11 protein-coding genes are annotated in these 13,685 nt (G+C 56.3%); 1 reads left to right on the top strand and 10 read right to left on the bottom strand.

The genetic code is table 11. The features are described from left to right. Nucleotides 1-22 precede the first annotated feature (22 nt). From atpB to rho, 7 genes are all read right to left on the bottom strand, one after another. Nucleotides 23-835: a F0F1 ATP synthase subunit A gene (gene atpB, locus WG934_RS04080; protein WP_339977859.1), complete on the bottom strand. Its 813-nt coding sequence runs from the start codon at nucleotides 833-835 to the stop codon at nucleotides 23-25. 450 nt (nucleotides 836-1,285) lie between these two features. Beyond that, entirely contained in the window at nucleotides 1,286-1,759 is a 474-nt protein-coding gene (locus tag WG934_RS04075) for a hypothetical protein (protein WP_445228178.1), read from the bottom strand. Continuing rightward, nucleotides 1,756-2,940 (bottom strand): MraY family glycosyltransferase, encoded by a 1,185-nt coding sequence (locus WG934_RS04070; protein WP_339988799.1) that lies wholly within the window; start codon nucleotides 2,938-2,940, stop codon nucleotides 1,756-1,758. Before WG934_RS04070 ends, WG934_RS04075 begins: the two co-directional genes overlap by 4 nt. Before the next feature lie 35 nt (nucleotides 2,941-2,975). Continuing rightward, nucleotides 2,976-3,632, bottom strand: a complete 657-nt coding sequence (locus tag WG934_RS04065; protein ID WP_339977855.1) for an L-threonylcarbamoyladenylate synthase — start codon at nucleotides 3,630-3,632, stop codon at nucleotides 2,976-2,978. Nucleotides 3,633-3,684: 52 nt separating this feature from the next. Continuing rightward, nucleotides 3,685-4,662 carry a peptide chain release factor N(5)-glutamine methyltransferase gene (gene prmC / locus WG934_RS04060; protein WP_339988797.1) on the bottom strand — a complete coding sequence of 326 codons (978 nt, stop codon included), beginning with the start codon at nucleotides 4,660-4,662 and terminating at the stop codon, nucleotides 3,685-3,687. Next, on the bottom strand, nucleotides 4,625-5,698 hold the full coding sequence (prfA, locus tag WG934_RS04055; RefSeq protein WP_339988796.1) for a peptide chain release factor 1: 1,074 nt from the start codon (nucleotides 5,696-5,698) through the stop codon (nucleotides 4,625-4,627). Before prfA ends, prmC begins: the two co-directional genes overlap by 38 nt. A 68-nt stretch (nucleotides 5,699-5,766) precedes the next feature. Beyond that, a complete protein-coding gene (gene rho / locus WG934_RS04050) occupies nucleotides 5,767-7,893 on the bottom strand; it encodes a transcription termination factor Rho (RefSeq protein ID WP_339988794.1) in 2,127 nt (708 codons plus the stop codon). 331 nt (nucleotides 7,894-8,224) lie between these two features. On the opposite strand from rho, the gene WG934_RS04045 reads away from it, so the two are divergent. Continuing rightward, nucleotides 8,225-9,943 carry a long-chain fatty-acid--CoA ligase gene (locus WG934_RS04045; protein WP_339977847.1) on the top strand — a complete coding sequence of 573 codons (1,719 nt, stop codon included), beginning with the start codon at nucleotides 8,225-8,227 and terminating at the stop codon, nucleotides 9,941-9,943. A 67-nt stretch (nucleotides 9,944-10,010) separates the two neighbouring features. Here the strand turns inward: WG934_RS04045 and thrB are convergent, their stop codons facing one another. From thrB to lysA, 3 genes are read right to left on the bottom strand one after another with little or no spacing between them, the layout of a single operon-like run. Next, on the bottom strand, nucleotides 10,011-10,937 hold the full coding sequence (thrB, locus tag WG934_RS04040) for a homoserine kinase (RefSeq protein ID WP_339977845.1): 927 nt from the start codon (nucleotides 10,935-10,937) through the stop codon (nucleotides 10,011-10,013). A gap of 2 nt (nucleotides 10,938-10,939) precedes the next feature. After that, a complete protein-coding gene (locus tag WG934_RS04035) occupies nucleotides 10,940-12,274 on the bottom strand; it encodes a homoserine dehydrogenase (RefSeq protein ID WP_339988792.1) in 1,335 nt (444 codons plus the stop codon). A 1-nt stretch (nucleotide 12,275) separates the two neighbouring features. Beyond that, nucleotides 12,276-13,673, bottom strand: a complete 1,398-nt coding sequence (gene lysA / locus WG934_RS04030) for a diaminopimelate decarboxylase (RefSeq protein WP_339977841.1) — start codon at nucleotides 13,671-13,673, stop codon at nucleotides 12,276-12,278. Between the last annotated feature and the right edge of the window lie 12 nt (nucleotides 13,674-13,685).

Genomic DNA, 13,685 nt, shown 5'->3' with positions numbered 1-13,685 from the left:
CCGATGTCGGTTTCAAACCGTGCTAGTGCTCGTCAGCATGCAACGACAGCTCGATGTACACAGCGCTCAGCAGAGAGAAGATGTACGCCTGCAGGAAGATAACCAGCAGCTCGAACAGCGTAAACAGAATCGAAGCAATGAGGGTCAACCCGGATAGGGCCGTCCAGCCATTCATCTGCCAGAAGAAGAAGTTCGTGGCACCGAACAGAAGAACTAGAACCATGTGACCGGCCAGCATGTTGGCCATCAAACGGATGGTCAGTGTGGCCGGGCGCAGAACGAAGGTTGAGAAAATCTCGATTGGCACAACGATCAGGTGCAGTACCGGAGGCAAGTTTGGAATAACCACTGCCGACTTAACGAACTTGAAGAAGCCGTACTTCTTCGCGCCCGCGTAAATGAAAGCAATGTAAGCAAACAGAGCCAGAACCAGTGGCATACCGATTCGTGCGTTTGGAGAAATATTGAGGCCAGGAATGATAGCCGCAATGTTCATCGAGATTACGAGGAAGAAGATAGTTGCCAGAACCGGAAGGAACCGACGACCTTCCTTCTTTCCCAGGATCTCTTCTGCGACATTGATACGGACGAAGTCCAACATCAATTCCGCGACGTTCTGCAGACCCGTCGGCACGAGCTTCGGACGCCTCATGGCGACAACGAAGAACACGGCGACGATCACGGCCATGAGCAGACGAACAAACATCAGGCGATCCATTGCGTACCAGGAGCCTTCAAAAAGAGGCGAGGTACCCGAACCACCAAAAATGAAGCCGTACAGCTCACCCGGGAAATACTCCTCCGTCAGGTTAGGTGAGTGAAACTCACCCTTCATCTCGGCAAGTGTTGTAACGCTCAGCGTTCTCTCCCGTGATTGGGCCGCAAGAACTTAAGATCAAGCGGTGCGAAGGACGTCGTTTAACGTGCCACGCCGCGGATTCCATTCGCACATCTGAGCGGCGTTCACGGGGTTTACACCTCCAGGTGACCCCGCTTGCGCGAAAGCCGCCTTCGTCTTGCCCGACAGTTCCCGCTTTACGCAGCAACAAAAAGACAAGCCGGTCTTACCCATCACTCAGGATAACAGCATCTTTATGTTTTCCCCACCCGACACACCCCCAACGCTCTGACCCCCGAAAACGCAAAGAACGACGGCATGCCCCGTGGGTTTTGCCGTCGTTAAAGGGGGCAATTTTCAGCTATTTTTCCGAATTTTGCCCGCGTTTTTACCTCTTGTGCACGTAGCTGCCACCTTTACGACGAAGTCGTCGTCAAGCGAAAACCACTACTTAGCTTGGATATATGTGAGATTTGACTGAGCCATTCCCCAGACTTCAGCGCCCAAAGTCACAATTAACGCCAAGATAACTGTGATGAAGAACGCCATTGTGTCGTAGAACTCAAGGTCGCGGATGAGCAAAAGAATGCCGATGAGGACGACGATCTTCAGCAGCCACCCACCCATGACTACAGCACCCGTCGTGGTCGGGCTGGTTTTTGCGGTGAAGAGAACTGACAGGACAGTCAGCAAGACGAAGCCACCGCCAATGCCTGCACCGAGCAGAACGCCCCACACACCAGGCATGCCTTCCTTTCCTCCCCACACCAGGAGGGATAGGACGGTCAATCCGACGAGTGCAAGTGCACCGGAACGAGCAGCGCTAAGGAGTGGAATCCGTACGTCGTCGTACTTGGATAGCTCTTCAGAGGAAGCGGCACCCACGTTGTCGTCATTGTTCGCGATGTTGTGATCAGTCACGGTTGCAAATGATACCTTTTACGAGTTTTCCACTGTGGCAGCAGTGTCAGTATGACTGCGGCGATCAGCATCAGACCAAATGTAATCGCGACGAATGGTGCCGGAAAGACTGTCGTTCCGACAGCTCCGTAGGCCACCACGGACACCCACATGTACAGCACAAGGACAACGCGCCGGTGGCTGTGCCCCATGCCCAATAATCTGTGGTGCAAGTGCATTTTGTCCGGCGAGAACGGTGACTGCCCCCTACGCGTGCGTCGAATAATAGCTAAGAGTAGATCGAGCATTGGCACGCTGACTGCAGCAATGACGACGACGATCGGCGACATCAGAGCAACAAAGTCTGCAGTGCCGTACATCGTTGGGGAGATACGGCCGGAAGCCGAAGTCGATGCTCCCGCGAGCATCAAGCCAATGAGCATTGCACCGGAATCGCCCATGAAGATGCGGGCTGGTTCAAAGTTGTGTGGCAGAAATCCTGCGCAAGCTCCAAGTAGACACGCCGAAATCATCGCTGGTGGGTAGGCAGAGACCGTTCCACCTTGGTCATGCAACATGACCATTGAATAAATCAAGATTGATGCCGCAGCGATCATGCCGAGTCCTGCAGCAAGTCCATCAATGCCATCGACAAAGTTGAAAGCATTAATGAGCGCGACTGTAAACAACACAGTCAAGGCTGTAGACGATACTGGGTCGAGAATCAGCGTGGTTCCGCCACCAAACGGAATGTACAGCAGATACCATGTCACTCCCATCGTGGACATCACGACGGCGGCAACGATCTGCCCTATCAGTTTCACCAGAGCACTCAGATCGAACAGGTCGTCAAGAATGCCGACTATGAGCAAGATCGTGGCGGCGATTGCCATTGCGGTCATGTCGGGCGTCATCGGAGGGAACCCCCGCGTGAGCGCAGGCAGTTCACTAGCTACCCAAATGGCGACCAAGATTCCCGAGAACATCGCCACTCCCCCAAGCCGTGGCTTCGGGATATCATGCACATCGCGCGCACGAGGCATGTCCAAGCGCCCAGACTTGACGACGGCGTAGCGGACGAACCCAGTCAATAAATACGACACCGCAGCCGAGACAAGAACCAGCATCGCCAATTCTCGAATTGGCACACCAGCACCGCCGCTGACGGGAGCGGCAAAGAGGCTGAGTCCTGCGGATGTCATATATCTTTATCTCACGTGTGGAGTACGGTTACGTTCTACTTTCCGCGCAGCGCTTCTGGATCTTTACCCAATACTTCGCCAATACGCTCAGCGCTGATGGCACCTTCTCGGAGGATACGTGGTTCGGCCGAAGAAAGATCAACAATGGTGGATGGCTTACCGATAGTTGCGTTACCACCATCCAAGTAGGCAGCCGCTTCTTTACCCAACTGCTGCTTGGCGCGAATGACATTTGTTGCTGGTTCCTGGCCCGAAATATTTGCGCTGGACACGGCCATCGGCCCGGTCCGACGCAGCAGCTCAATTGCTACTGGGTGCAGTGGCATGCGCAGCATGACCGTGCCACGGGTGTCGCCGAGGTTCCACGGCAAGCTTGGTGCTTGATTCACGACCAAGGACAGTCCCCCTGGCCAGAAGGCTTCGACAAGCGCCCGACCAGCAGCCGTGTGCTCGCGGACCAAGCCGTCAACTGTTGACCACGAGCCAACGAGAACAGGAACCGGCATATCTGGTCCACGGTGCTTCGCGCGAAGCAGGGATGCGACAGCTTCATTATTGAAAGCGTCGCAGCCGAGGCCGTAAACGGTGTCGGTAGGCAAGACAACGAGTCGGCCTGCCTCTACCGCATTGACCGCTGCATCAAGGCCAAGTGCGAGGCCTTTTTCGGTAGTGCAGTCATACACCATGCTCATCTGCGTAGCCCGTTCCTTTCGTGTAATTTTTCAGAACTACTTTTCGCTCAAGTTAAGAATAAACCGCGGTCGTGAATCGGTCTCGACCTGCCAAGTCTTGATGGCAGAGCACCCATTCCCACTCACCGTCGTTACCGAATACATCGGCAATGTCGATGCGGGAGTCGTCGTCATGTTCGATGCCTATGACTCCGCCTCGTCGGAGCAGACCGCGCACGACGTTCATCATAAGCCTGATGACGTCGAGGCCATCACTTCCCCCGAACACTGCATGCCGGGGATCAGCGTGAACTTCTGGGCTTACTTCAGTGCTATCGGGAACATATGGCGGATTCGACACCACAATGTCGACCGTGCCGGCGATGTCTGCCAACACGTCGGGGTCTGTGGCATCTCCCTGCCGAATCTCGATGTCCCGGACGGGTTCACCTCGGTCGTGCCACAACTTCTGGCATTTGTCGAGATTGCGTTTCGTCCACACCAACGCTCGCTCGTCAAGCTCCACTGCGAAGATTTCCGCATCGGGCACCGCATCAGCGATGGCCAACGCCAACGCCCCCGAACCAGTACACAAATCCACGATACGGAGCTTTCCGACGCTCCCCTCTGCCCCACTCGCAGCCTTCTTCTGCGCTGCCGAAATACGACGAGCTTCGCCGACGACCCACTCCGCGAGGAGTTCAGTCTCCGGCCGCGGAATAAACACGCCCGGCCCAACGTCGAGCTCTAACGCACACATCGGCGCCGTACCGAGGATGTGTTGCAGTGGCTCCCTCGCTTCACGACGAGCTACCAATACAGGAAGCTGCTGAATGAGGGGGTCGTCGTCGGTAAGCACGTCACGTCGGGAAAGAAGCAGGTCAAAGCGACTGCGACCGGAGACGTGGCACATGAGTTGCTCCGCGTCAGTGCGTGGGGAGGCACAGCCAGAGGCGGCGAGTCTCGAGGTAATGTCCTCGAGAAGCTCGCCGATTGTGAGAGTGCTGATTGTCTTACTCAGCTTCCAGTCGCTCTGCGCGCTCGGCATCATGGAGTGCCTTCAGCAGGTCTTCCATGTCGCCACCCAACAAGGTGTCGAGGTTGTGAGCCTTGTAACCGATGCGGTGATCCGACACGCGGTTCTCTGGGAAGTTGTAGGTGCGGACACGCTCGGATCGGTCCATCGTACGAACCTGCGACTTGCGGGCATCCGACGCGGACGCTGCAGCTTCCTCTTCACGCATCTGCTGCAAACGAGCCGCCAACACCTGCATTGCACGCGCACGGTTCTGAATCTGCGAACGTTCCTTCTGACACGTTACGACGAGGCCAGTTGGCAAGTGCGTAATACGAACTGCAGAGTCCGTCGTGTTCACGCCCTGACCGCCCTTACCCGAGGAGCGGTACACATCGACGCGGATGTCCTTGTCATCGATTTCGACGTCTTCGATCTCGTCTGGCTCTGGGTATACCAGCACACCAGCTGCCGACGTCTGGATTCGACCCTGCGATTCAGTCACAGGAACGCGCTGCACGCGGTGGACGCCACCTTCGAACTTGAAGACGCTCCATGCCCCGTCACGCGAAGGGTTCTTGGCACGAACAGACATGGTCATGTCCTTGACACCACCAAGATCGGACTCGGACACACCAAGTACCTCAGTGGTGAAGCCGTTCTTTTCCGCGTAACGCTGGTACATACGAGCAAGCTCGCCAGCGAACAAAGCAGCCTCTTCACCACCTGCGCCAGACTTAATCTCCATGACGATGTCGTCGGAGTCATGCGGGTCACGGGGAGCCAACAAGTCGGCGAGCTTCTCTTCCAGCTCTTCAAGCTCGGATTCAAGTGCCTTTGCTTCAGCTGCGAATTCAGAGTCTTCGTACGCCATCTCGCGTGCGGCTTCGAGGTCGTCCTTCACTTCAGTGAGTCGATTGTGGCACTGGATGATGGGCTGCAGTTCGTTGAATCGCTTACCAACTTTGCGGGCACGTGCTGCGTCGTTATGCAGGTCCGGATCAGACAGCTGAGCTTCGAGTCCGTGGTATTCGGACAGGATGTCATCTACTGCAGAGACTTGGTCAGACATAGCGAATAATTGTCCTCTCTAGAGGTGTGAGTGTGAATGAATGCTGGCTGGGAAAATGTGTGCCCCAGCTAGAGCATGTCGTCCACATCCACGTCTGCAGCCATTGGCGCAGAGCTTGCTACCTGAGTAAGGAACTCGTAGTTATTCTTCGTCTTCTTCAGCTGCTTGATCAGCAGATCGATCGCAGCCTGTGGATCCAGAGCAGACAAAATACGGCGCAACTTATGCAGAATGCGTGCTTCCTCCGGTGCCAGCAGCAGCTCATCCTTTCGAGTACCGGAAGGATTAACGTCCACAGCTGGGAATACGCGACGCTCCGAGATCTTTCGATCCAGCTTCAGCTCTGCGTTACCCGTGCCCTTGAATTCTTCGAAGATCACGGTATCGCCGGCAGAACCAGTTTCGACCATGGCCGTAGCGATAATGGTCAGCGAACCGCCCTCTTCGATGTTTCGGGCAGCACCGAGGAATCGCTTCGGTGGGTACAGCGCGTTCGAGTCGACACCACCGGACAGAATGCGTCCCGACGCTGGCGACGAGTTGTTGTACGCACGGCCCAATCGAGTAATCGAGTCCAGCAGCACGACGACATCCTGTCCCTGCTCGACGAGACGCTTTGCACGCTCGATGGCCAGTTCAGCCACAGTCGTGTGGTCTGATGGCGGACGGTCGAACGTCGAAGAAATGACCTCGCCGCGAACGCTGCGCTGCATGTCGGTAACTTCTTCTGGGCGCTCGTCGACAAGCACAACCATCAAGTAGCACTCAGGGTTGTTCGTAGCGATTGCGTTGGCAATGTTCTGCAGGATCGTGGTCTTACCAGCCTTTGGTGGTGACACGATCAACGCACGCTGACCCTTGCCAATAGGCATGATGAGGTCGATGACACGAGTGGTCAGAATGTTCTGCTCAGTTTCGAGACGCAGACGACGGTTTGGGTACAGAGGGGTCAGCTTGGAGAACTTTGGTCGCTCGGCAGCCTTTTCTGGCTCCAAACCGTTGACCATATCCACCTTGACCAACGGATTGTACTTGCGCTTGTTACGACCATTTCCGTGAGTTACCTGGCCTGCACCGTTTTCGCGAGGCATCCGGACCTGACCGGTGATGTAATCGCCCTTACGCAGGCCGAACTTGCGAACAATCTGCTGCGACACGTGCACATCGGTACTGCCTGGCAGGTAGCCAGTGGTGCGAACAAATGCGGAGCCATTTTCCAGCACATCCACGATGCCGGCCACTGGCTGCAGAACATCATCCTCGCGGATTTCGTCCTGACCACTCCGGTTGCCGTCGCGGCCTCGACGGTCACGACGATTGCGACGGTTGCGACCGCCCCGACGATTGTCGTCATCATTGCGATCACCGCGGTTGTTGCGATTGTTGTTATTGCGTCCGCGACGGTTGCGATTGTCATCGTCGCTGTCGTCGTTGCGGTCGTTGCGGTCGTTATTTCCGCGTTCACCACGATCGTTGTGTCCGCGGTCGTTGTGTCCGCGGTCGTTGCGTTCACCACGATCATTGCGGTTGCGACCACGGTTATTGCGACCACCACGTTCGCGACGATTTTCATTCTGCTGGGACGAATCATCGTTGTTCTCTGAAGCAGAAGCATTATCGCGGCTGTCATCGTGATCACCTTGACGATTCTCGCCTTCGTGCGAGTCGCCACGCTGGTCATTAGCGCGCTCTTCACCGCCACGCTCTTCATTACCGCGCTGGTCATCACCACGGGTGGCACTGCCCTGCTGATCGTCGTCATGCTGATCCGTATCGCGCTGACGCTGACGATTACGACGCTGACGACGCTGCTGCGACCGCGACAGTTGGTCATCATTCTTCGAATCATTCTTTGATTCGTTTCCAGATTCAGCTGCGCCAGCATTATTGTCGTCCGACTTCGAGTCGACAGACTTCGAATCATCTGCGACCTGAGCAGGCTTGTCGTCCTTTGCGGGAGCTACTGACTCTTCAGGGGTGCCAGCGCTACGCGTCGCCTTACGACGACCTCCGCGAGGAGCATCCGCCCCGCCAGATGGCGCACCCTGAATTGCAGCGATCAACTCATGCTTACGCATCGCAGAAACACCGCGAATGCCCTTCTGCACAGCAATCGCACGCAATTCAGGCATACGTAGGGCAGTCAAGTTCTCCTGGCCATTGTGCTCAGAAGCGGTGGTGTCCGTATCGGTCACGGAATTCCTTTCGTTATTGATCCCCCACTAACGGCCATGTTCGTTGACAAGCAAAATGCCAACAGATTCCACTACCCGCATAGAAAGCTGGGGAAAAGTGGAGAACTTCCAAAGAAATTGTGGGGGTTGCACGTGGTGCCGCATTAGACCAAGAATCAGTGGGAAGCAGTGCTTGCAAGGCCCACGAGTAAGTTGTTCCCGTACCCGGCGCGTGGCCAACGGTAAACACTTAGGTCAAAGTACAGCGACAACCTTGTTCTCCAGATTAATCTCCCACACGCCTATACAGCAACACGGGCGTTTTTACGGCGCGTCGGTAGTGTTGATAAGCATGCGCAGCACCATGCAGGAGATCCCGCTTTCCGTAGCCAGGATTCTGGAATACGGTCGCAACATTCACGGCAGCACCACAGTGACATCGTGGGGCCCAGATGGAGCAGAGACCACTACATTTGCAGCTATTGCTGCGCGCGCGTCGGCTCTCGCTCACGTACTGCATGATGATTTCGGCATTGATGCTGATCAGCGCGTCGGCACGCTCATGTACAACTGTGCCGAGCACCTCGAAGTCTTCCTTGGTGTCGCAGCGATGGGTGCCGTGTTCCAGCCGCTGAATAAGCAGCTGATGCCGGATCAGATCGTGCACATCATCAATCATGCGGATGACGAAGTGCTGATCGCCGACCCTTCCCTCGGCTCTTTACTCGAACGCATACTGCCGAAGTGCCCTAATGTGCGGGCAGTCATTTTCACCGGCACTACCCCGCTGTCACAGATCAAGGGCGAGTTCCCAGAGAGCGTTTCTACGTATTCTTACGAAGCGCTTCTCGACGGTCGCCCGTCCCACTACGACTGGCCCACGGTGAATGAAACTGATGGGGCGGCTATGTGTTACTCCACCGGCACCGAGGGGGCGCCGAAGGGAGTGGTGTACAGCCATCGTTCGCTGTTCTTGCACAGCTTGAATTTGCGGACAACAGATTCGTTTGCAATCTCCCATGGTGTGCCGTGGCTGTGTTGTGTGCCTATTTATCACGTCCTGAGCTGGGGTGTTCCGCTCGCCGCATTTGCGTGTGGCGCGGCGTTGATCTTCCCCGGTCCGGATTTGTCCGCTCCTCGGCTCGCAGAAATCATCGAAACCTCAATGCCACGAATGGCCCAGGGTGTTCCGACGTTGTGGATCTCTCTTATGGTCCACTACTTAAACAATCCACCAAAACGAATGAGTCTCCAAGACATTTTCGTCGGTGGCTCACCTGTCCCTCCAGCGCTTATTCGAATGTGGGAAGAGCGCTACGGTGTCGACATCGTCCACCTGTGGGGCATGACAGAAACCTCTCCAGTCGGAACGGTGGCCCGACCTCCATATGGAGCGTCAGGTGAGGCACGCGAGCGTTACCGCATCAGTCAGGGGCGTTTCCCTGACATGATGGAATTCCGCATCGTCGACGAGAATGACAATCCGCTTGATTTGCATGACCGTAACCAAGGTGAGCTGCAAGTTCGCGGAAATACTGTCACCGGCAGCTACTACCACTCCCCGGAGGAAGAAGAAGGTGGCTACGCACACTACTTCCGTGGCGACGAGGTCGAGGACGCGCATTCCAAATTCACGAAGGATGGCTGGTTACGCACCGGCGATGTCGGCTCTATCACCCACGACGGTTTCTTGAATGTGCAGGACCGCGCCCGTGATGTTATTCGCTCTGGTGGCGAATGGATTTACTCGGCGCAGCTGGAAAACTTGGTCATGGAGTCACCACGCATCGTCGAATGCGCCGTCATTGGTATGCCGGACAAGAAGTGGGGCGAGCGACCGCTTGCAGTGACTGTGCTCTACCCAGAGGTGCCACGCACGAAGGAAACAGCCGAGGAACTGCGCGACCATTTGCGCGCCAAGCTACCAAAGTGGATGTTGCCTGAATACTGGGCTTTTGTCGATCACATCGACAAAACCTCCGTGGACAAGTTCGACAAGAAGGATCTGCGCGAACACCTACGTAAGGGCGAACTTGATGTCATTAAGCTGAAGGGCCCTGGCGAAAAGTAGACAGAAGAAGGCTGTACTAGCGCTGACATTGCGCACTAGTACAGCCTCGTTACCGCCGAAACCACGCTTAGCGCTCGACTTCTACCTTCACTGGACCGCCGATAGGCAGTTCCAGAACCCGCATGCCTGCCTCGCGGGCTTCGTCCAGAACCTTCTCTGGAATCGACTCAGTCGACAGCACCATGCACGTTGGTCCGGCTCCAGACAAGAACGCGGCATAGCCACGGTTACGCAGTCGGTTAACCCACTCTGCCGTGACCGGAAGTACTTCCGCACGGTACGTCTGGTGCAAACGATCGCGAGTGCCTTCCCACAGCAGCTCTGGATGTTCCGTCAATGCGGTGGTCATCACGGCAACGCGGGATACGTTGAAGCGGGCGTCGACATGGCTGACGTCGCTAGGCAGAACCTGACGAACAGCATTGGTTGATGCGTGGAAGCTTGGCACAATTGCCGTTGCCTTGATATCAGGGTGAACCTTCAAACCAACAGCATGATACTGAGGCGCAGTTCGCCCATCGACAGGCTTGTCTGTCCAGCTCACCACTGCCCCGCCAAGGACAGACGCAGCAGCGTTATCTGGATGCCCCTCAAATACGGATGCTTCCTGGATGACCTGCTCGTCGCTCAATGCGAAGCCACTGAGGCCATTAGCCGCCGCCACACCAGCAACTGCCGCTGCTGCAGAAGAACCCAAACCACGCGACTGCGGAATGGTGTTGTGGCACACCACCTTCAGGCCAGGGGCGTCGACACCCGCAGCACGTAGACCAGCGCGAATCGCACGAACCACAAGGTGTGATTCATTGCGAGGCAAATCCTGGGTACCTTCTCCGTGTACCTCAACTTCGACACCAGATTCGGTGACCTCAACTTCCACGATGTCGTGGAGGCCAATCGCCAAACCAAGTGTGTCGAAACCCGGCCCGAGGTTCGCAGACGACCCGCAGACCGTCACCTTTACCCTCTGGCCAGGGAAAAGCTCCTGAGCCATGTCTAGATGTCCATTCCCTCGATGCGGATGACGCTGTTTATCTCGAGAACTGCATCCATTTCGCTCAAGGTCTTTACGGTGCGCTCGAGCTCAGCTTCCTTTGCGCGGTGCGTAATGATGACAAGCCGTGCACCTGGGTTACCACCCTCCTGGCGAACAGTGCGCAAGGAAATGCCGTGGTCTGCGAAAGTGCGAGCGACATCAGCGAGCACTCCCACGCGATCGTCGACATGCAGATCAATGTGGTAGCGGGTTTCCACCGTGCCGAAATCCAAAATTGGCAGGTTTGCGTAGGTGGAATCACCTGGTGCGCGACCGCCGAACACCTTGTTGCGAGCGGCACCAACGAGGTCACCCAGCACAGCGGATGCGGTTGGGTTACCGCCAGCACCATTACCGTAGAACATCAGGCGACCTGCAGCTTCAGCCTCAATAAAGACAGCGTTGAAGGACTCACGCACCGTTGCCAACGGATGGCGACGTGGAATCAACGCTGGGTACACGCGAGTAGAAATGCCCCCCGTGCCGTCCTCCTTGACGACTCGTTCGCACGTGGCCAGCAGCTTAATGGTGCAGTCCGCAGCCTTGGCAGCCTCAATATCCTCAGCCGTGATCTTCGAGATGCCTTCGCAGTACACATCGTCTGCGGTCACGCGGGTGTGGAAAGCGAGACCCGAAAGAATAGCTGCCTTCGACGCAGCGTCGTGGCCTTCTACGTCAGCGGTCGGATCGGCTTCGGCGTAACCCAAACGGGTTGCTTCCGCGAGCATCTCGTCGTAATCAGCGCCCGTCGAATCCATTGCATCAAGAATGAAGTTCGTGGTGCCGTTAACGATGCCAATGACCTTGTTGACGGTGTCACCAGCCAAGGAACGACGCAACGGACCAACAACTGGGATTGCTGCTGCAACCGCAGCCTCGAAGAAGAGGTCGACGCCAGAAGAATCAGCAGCGTCCGACAGCTCAGCACCGTGAGCAGCAACAAGTGCCTTATTCGCAGTAACAACAGACTTGCCCGCACGCAACGCCGCGAGCACAACCTGACGTGGGTAATCAATGCCACCAATGACCTCGACGACAATGTCGACGTCGTCACGCTCTACCAGAGCGTAGGCATCATCCGTCAATAGCTCAGGCTCGACGCCTGGGCGTGGCTTGGACTTGTCGCGTACAGCGACACCACGGATCTCGACGGGACCGCCGATACGGCGTTCGAAATCCTCAGCCTTCTCTCGGAGCAAGCGCAGTACCTCAGTACCGACGGTGCCCAATCCCAAAATTGCGACACCAACAGGGTGTCCTTCGCCCATTCCGGGGTTGTAGCTGGTGGCAGTCATATTAATTGTCACACTCCAGGCTGAGTAGATCATTTAAGGTTTCCCGGCGCAGGATAGCGCGGGCTTCACCATCACGTACCGCCACTACTGGCGGACGCGACAGCATGTTGTAGCGACTAGCCATTGCGTAGCAATACGCGCCGGTAGCAGCAATAGCGAAGAGGTCTCCCTCTTCAATACCGTCTGGATAGTGAGCATCGCGAATCAAGATATCTCCAGATTCACAGTGCTTGCCGACGACACGAGTTGGCACTCGATCGCCGGCCACCATCCGATTGACAATACGTCCATCATATTCAGAGCCGTACAGAGCTGGGCGAATGTTATCGCTCATGCCCCCGTCAACTGCAACGTATCGGCGCGTCTGCGCATCGTCAACATGGACGTCCTTGATGGTGCCAACTTCGTACACCGTCACCATTGATGGACCAACAATGGCACGCCCAGGTTCTACTGCGACCGTCGGCGTTGGAATACCAATCTTTCGCGCCATATTGCCCACCGCGCCGAGGATTTCGTCGGCAAGTGGAGCCACGTTCAACGCCTGCTCTCCTGCCGTGTACGCGATTCCGAATCCGCCACCGAGGTCAAGGATGTTGAAATGCTCGGCAATTTCGGTGCCGTACTTGTCCACCAGCTTTTCGACGACTCCCAGTACACGTTCCGCCGCCACAATGAAGCCATCAGCGTCGACGATCTGGGAACCGATGTGGCAATGCAGGCCAACAAGACGGACATGCTCGTCTTCTTCGGCACGAGACGCAGCAGCAAGCGCACTGCCTGAGGCGATGGAAAAACCAAACTTCTGGTCTTCGTGCGCAGTCGCGATGAATTCATGAGTGTGTGCTTCCACACCTGGCTTTACGCGAATGAATACATCCTGCACGCGGCCAAGCTCTGCAGCGACCTTGCTGATGCGGGTCAACTCGGTGTTGCTGTCCACAACGATACGACCGATGCCTGCGGACATGGCGTCGTGAAGCTCAGCAACTGACTTGTTATTGCCGTGGAAGGTCATGTCTTCGGCTGGGAAGTCAGCAGCCAGCGCCACGGACATCTCGCCCCAGGACGCTACATCGAGGTGAAGGCCCTCTTCGTGGACCCACTTCGCGATGGTCTTGGAAAGGAACGCCTTGGATGCGTAGTGGACGTTCTCGGCACCCCCGAAAGCATCGGCCATTGCCTGACAGCGGGAACGGAAATCGTCCTCGTCCATGACGAAAAGTGGCGTTCCGAATTCCTCGGCGAGCGAAGCCAGGGTGCGACCAGCGATTTCAATGTCGCCAGTCTCCGTGCGTCGAGCATTCTTTGGCCATACGTTTGCAGGCAGGCCGTTGAAGTCCGACGTGTCAGGTTGGATGAAGCCACCTGGCTCGAATCCGTTACCCAAAATTGCCATGGCGGTCGGTCA

The sequence above is a fragment of the Corynebacterium sp. H78 genome (assembly GCF_037572275.1).
Lineage (GTDB): Bacteria > Actinomycetota > Actinomycetes > Mycobacteriales > Mycobacteriaceae > Corynebacterium.
The sequence above is the reverse complement of the archived record's forward strand: the minus strand, read 5'-3'. Positions and strand labels throughout refer to the sequence as shown.

Excerpts from the sequence above, each read along its gene's own strand:
- atpB (WP_339977859.1), bottom strand. The coding sequence starts at position 835 with ATGAAGGGTGAGTTTCACTCACCTAACCTGACGGAGGAGTATTTCCCG.
- WG934_RS04070 (WP_339988799.1), bottom strand. The coding sequence starts at position 2,940 with ATGACATCCGCAGGACTCAGCCTCTTTGCCGCTCCCGTCAGCGGCGGT.
- WG934_RS04065 (WP_339977855.1), bottom strand. The coding sequence starts at position 3,632 with ATGAGCATGGTGTATGACTGCACTACCGAAAAAGGCCTCGCACTTGGC.
- prmC (WP_339988797.1), bottom strand. The coding sequence starts at position 4,662 with ATGATGCCGAGCGCGCAGAGCGACTGGAAGCTGAGTAAGACAATCAGC.
- prfA (WP_339988796.1), bottom strand. The coding sequence starts at position 5,698 with ATGTCTGACCAAGTCTCTGCAGTAGATGACATCCTGTCCGAATACCAC.
- WG934_RS04045 (WP_339977847.1), top strand. The coding sequence starts at position 8,225 with ATGCGCAGCACCATGCAGGAGATCCCGCTTTCCGTAGCCAGGATTCTG.
- thrB (WP_339977845.1), bottom strand. The coding sequence starts at position 10,937 with ATGGCTCAGGAGCTTTTCCCTGGCCAGAGGGTAAAGGTGACGGTCTGC.
- WG934_RS04035 (WP_339988792.1), bottom strand. The coding sequence starts at position 12,274 with ATGACTGCCACCAGCTACAACCCCGGAATGGGCGAAGGACACCCTGTT.
- lysA (WP_339977841.1), bottom strand. The coding sequence starts at position 13,673 with ATGGCAATTTTGGGTAACGGATTCGAGCCAGGTGGCTTCATCCAACCT.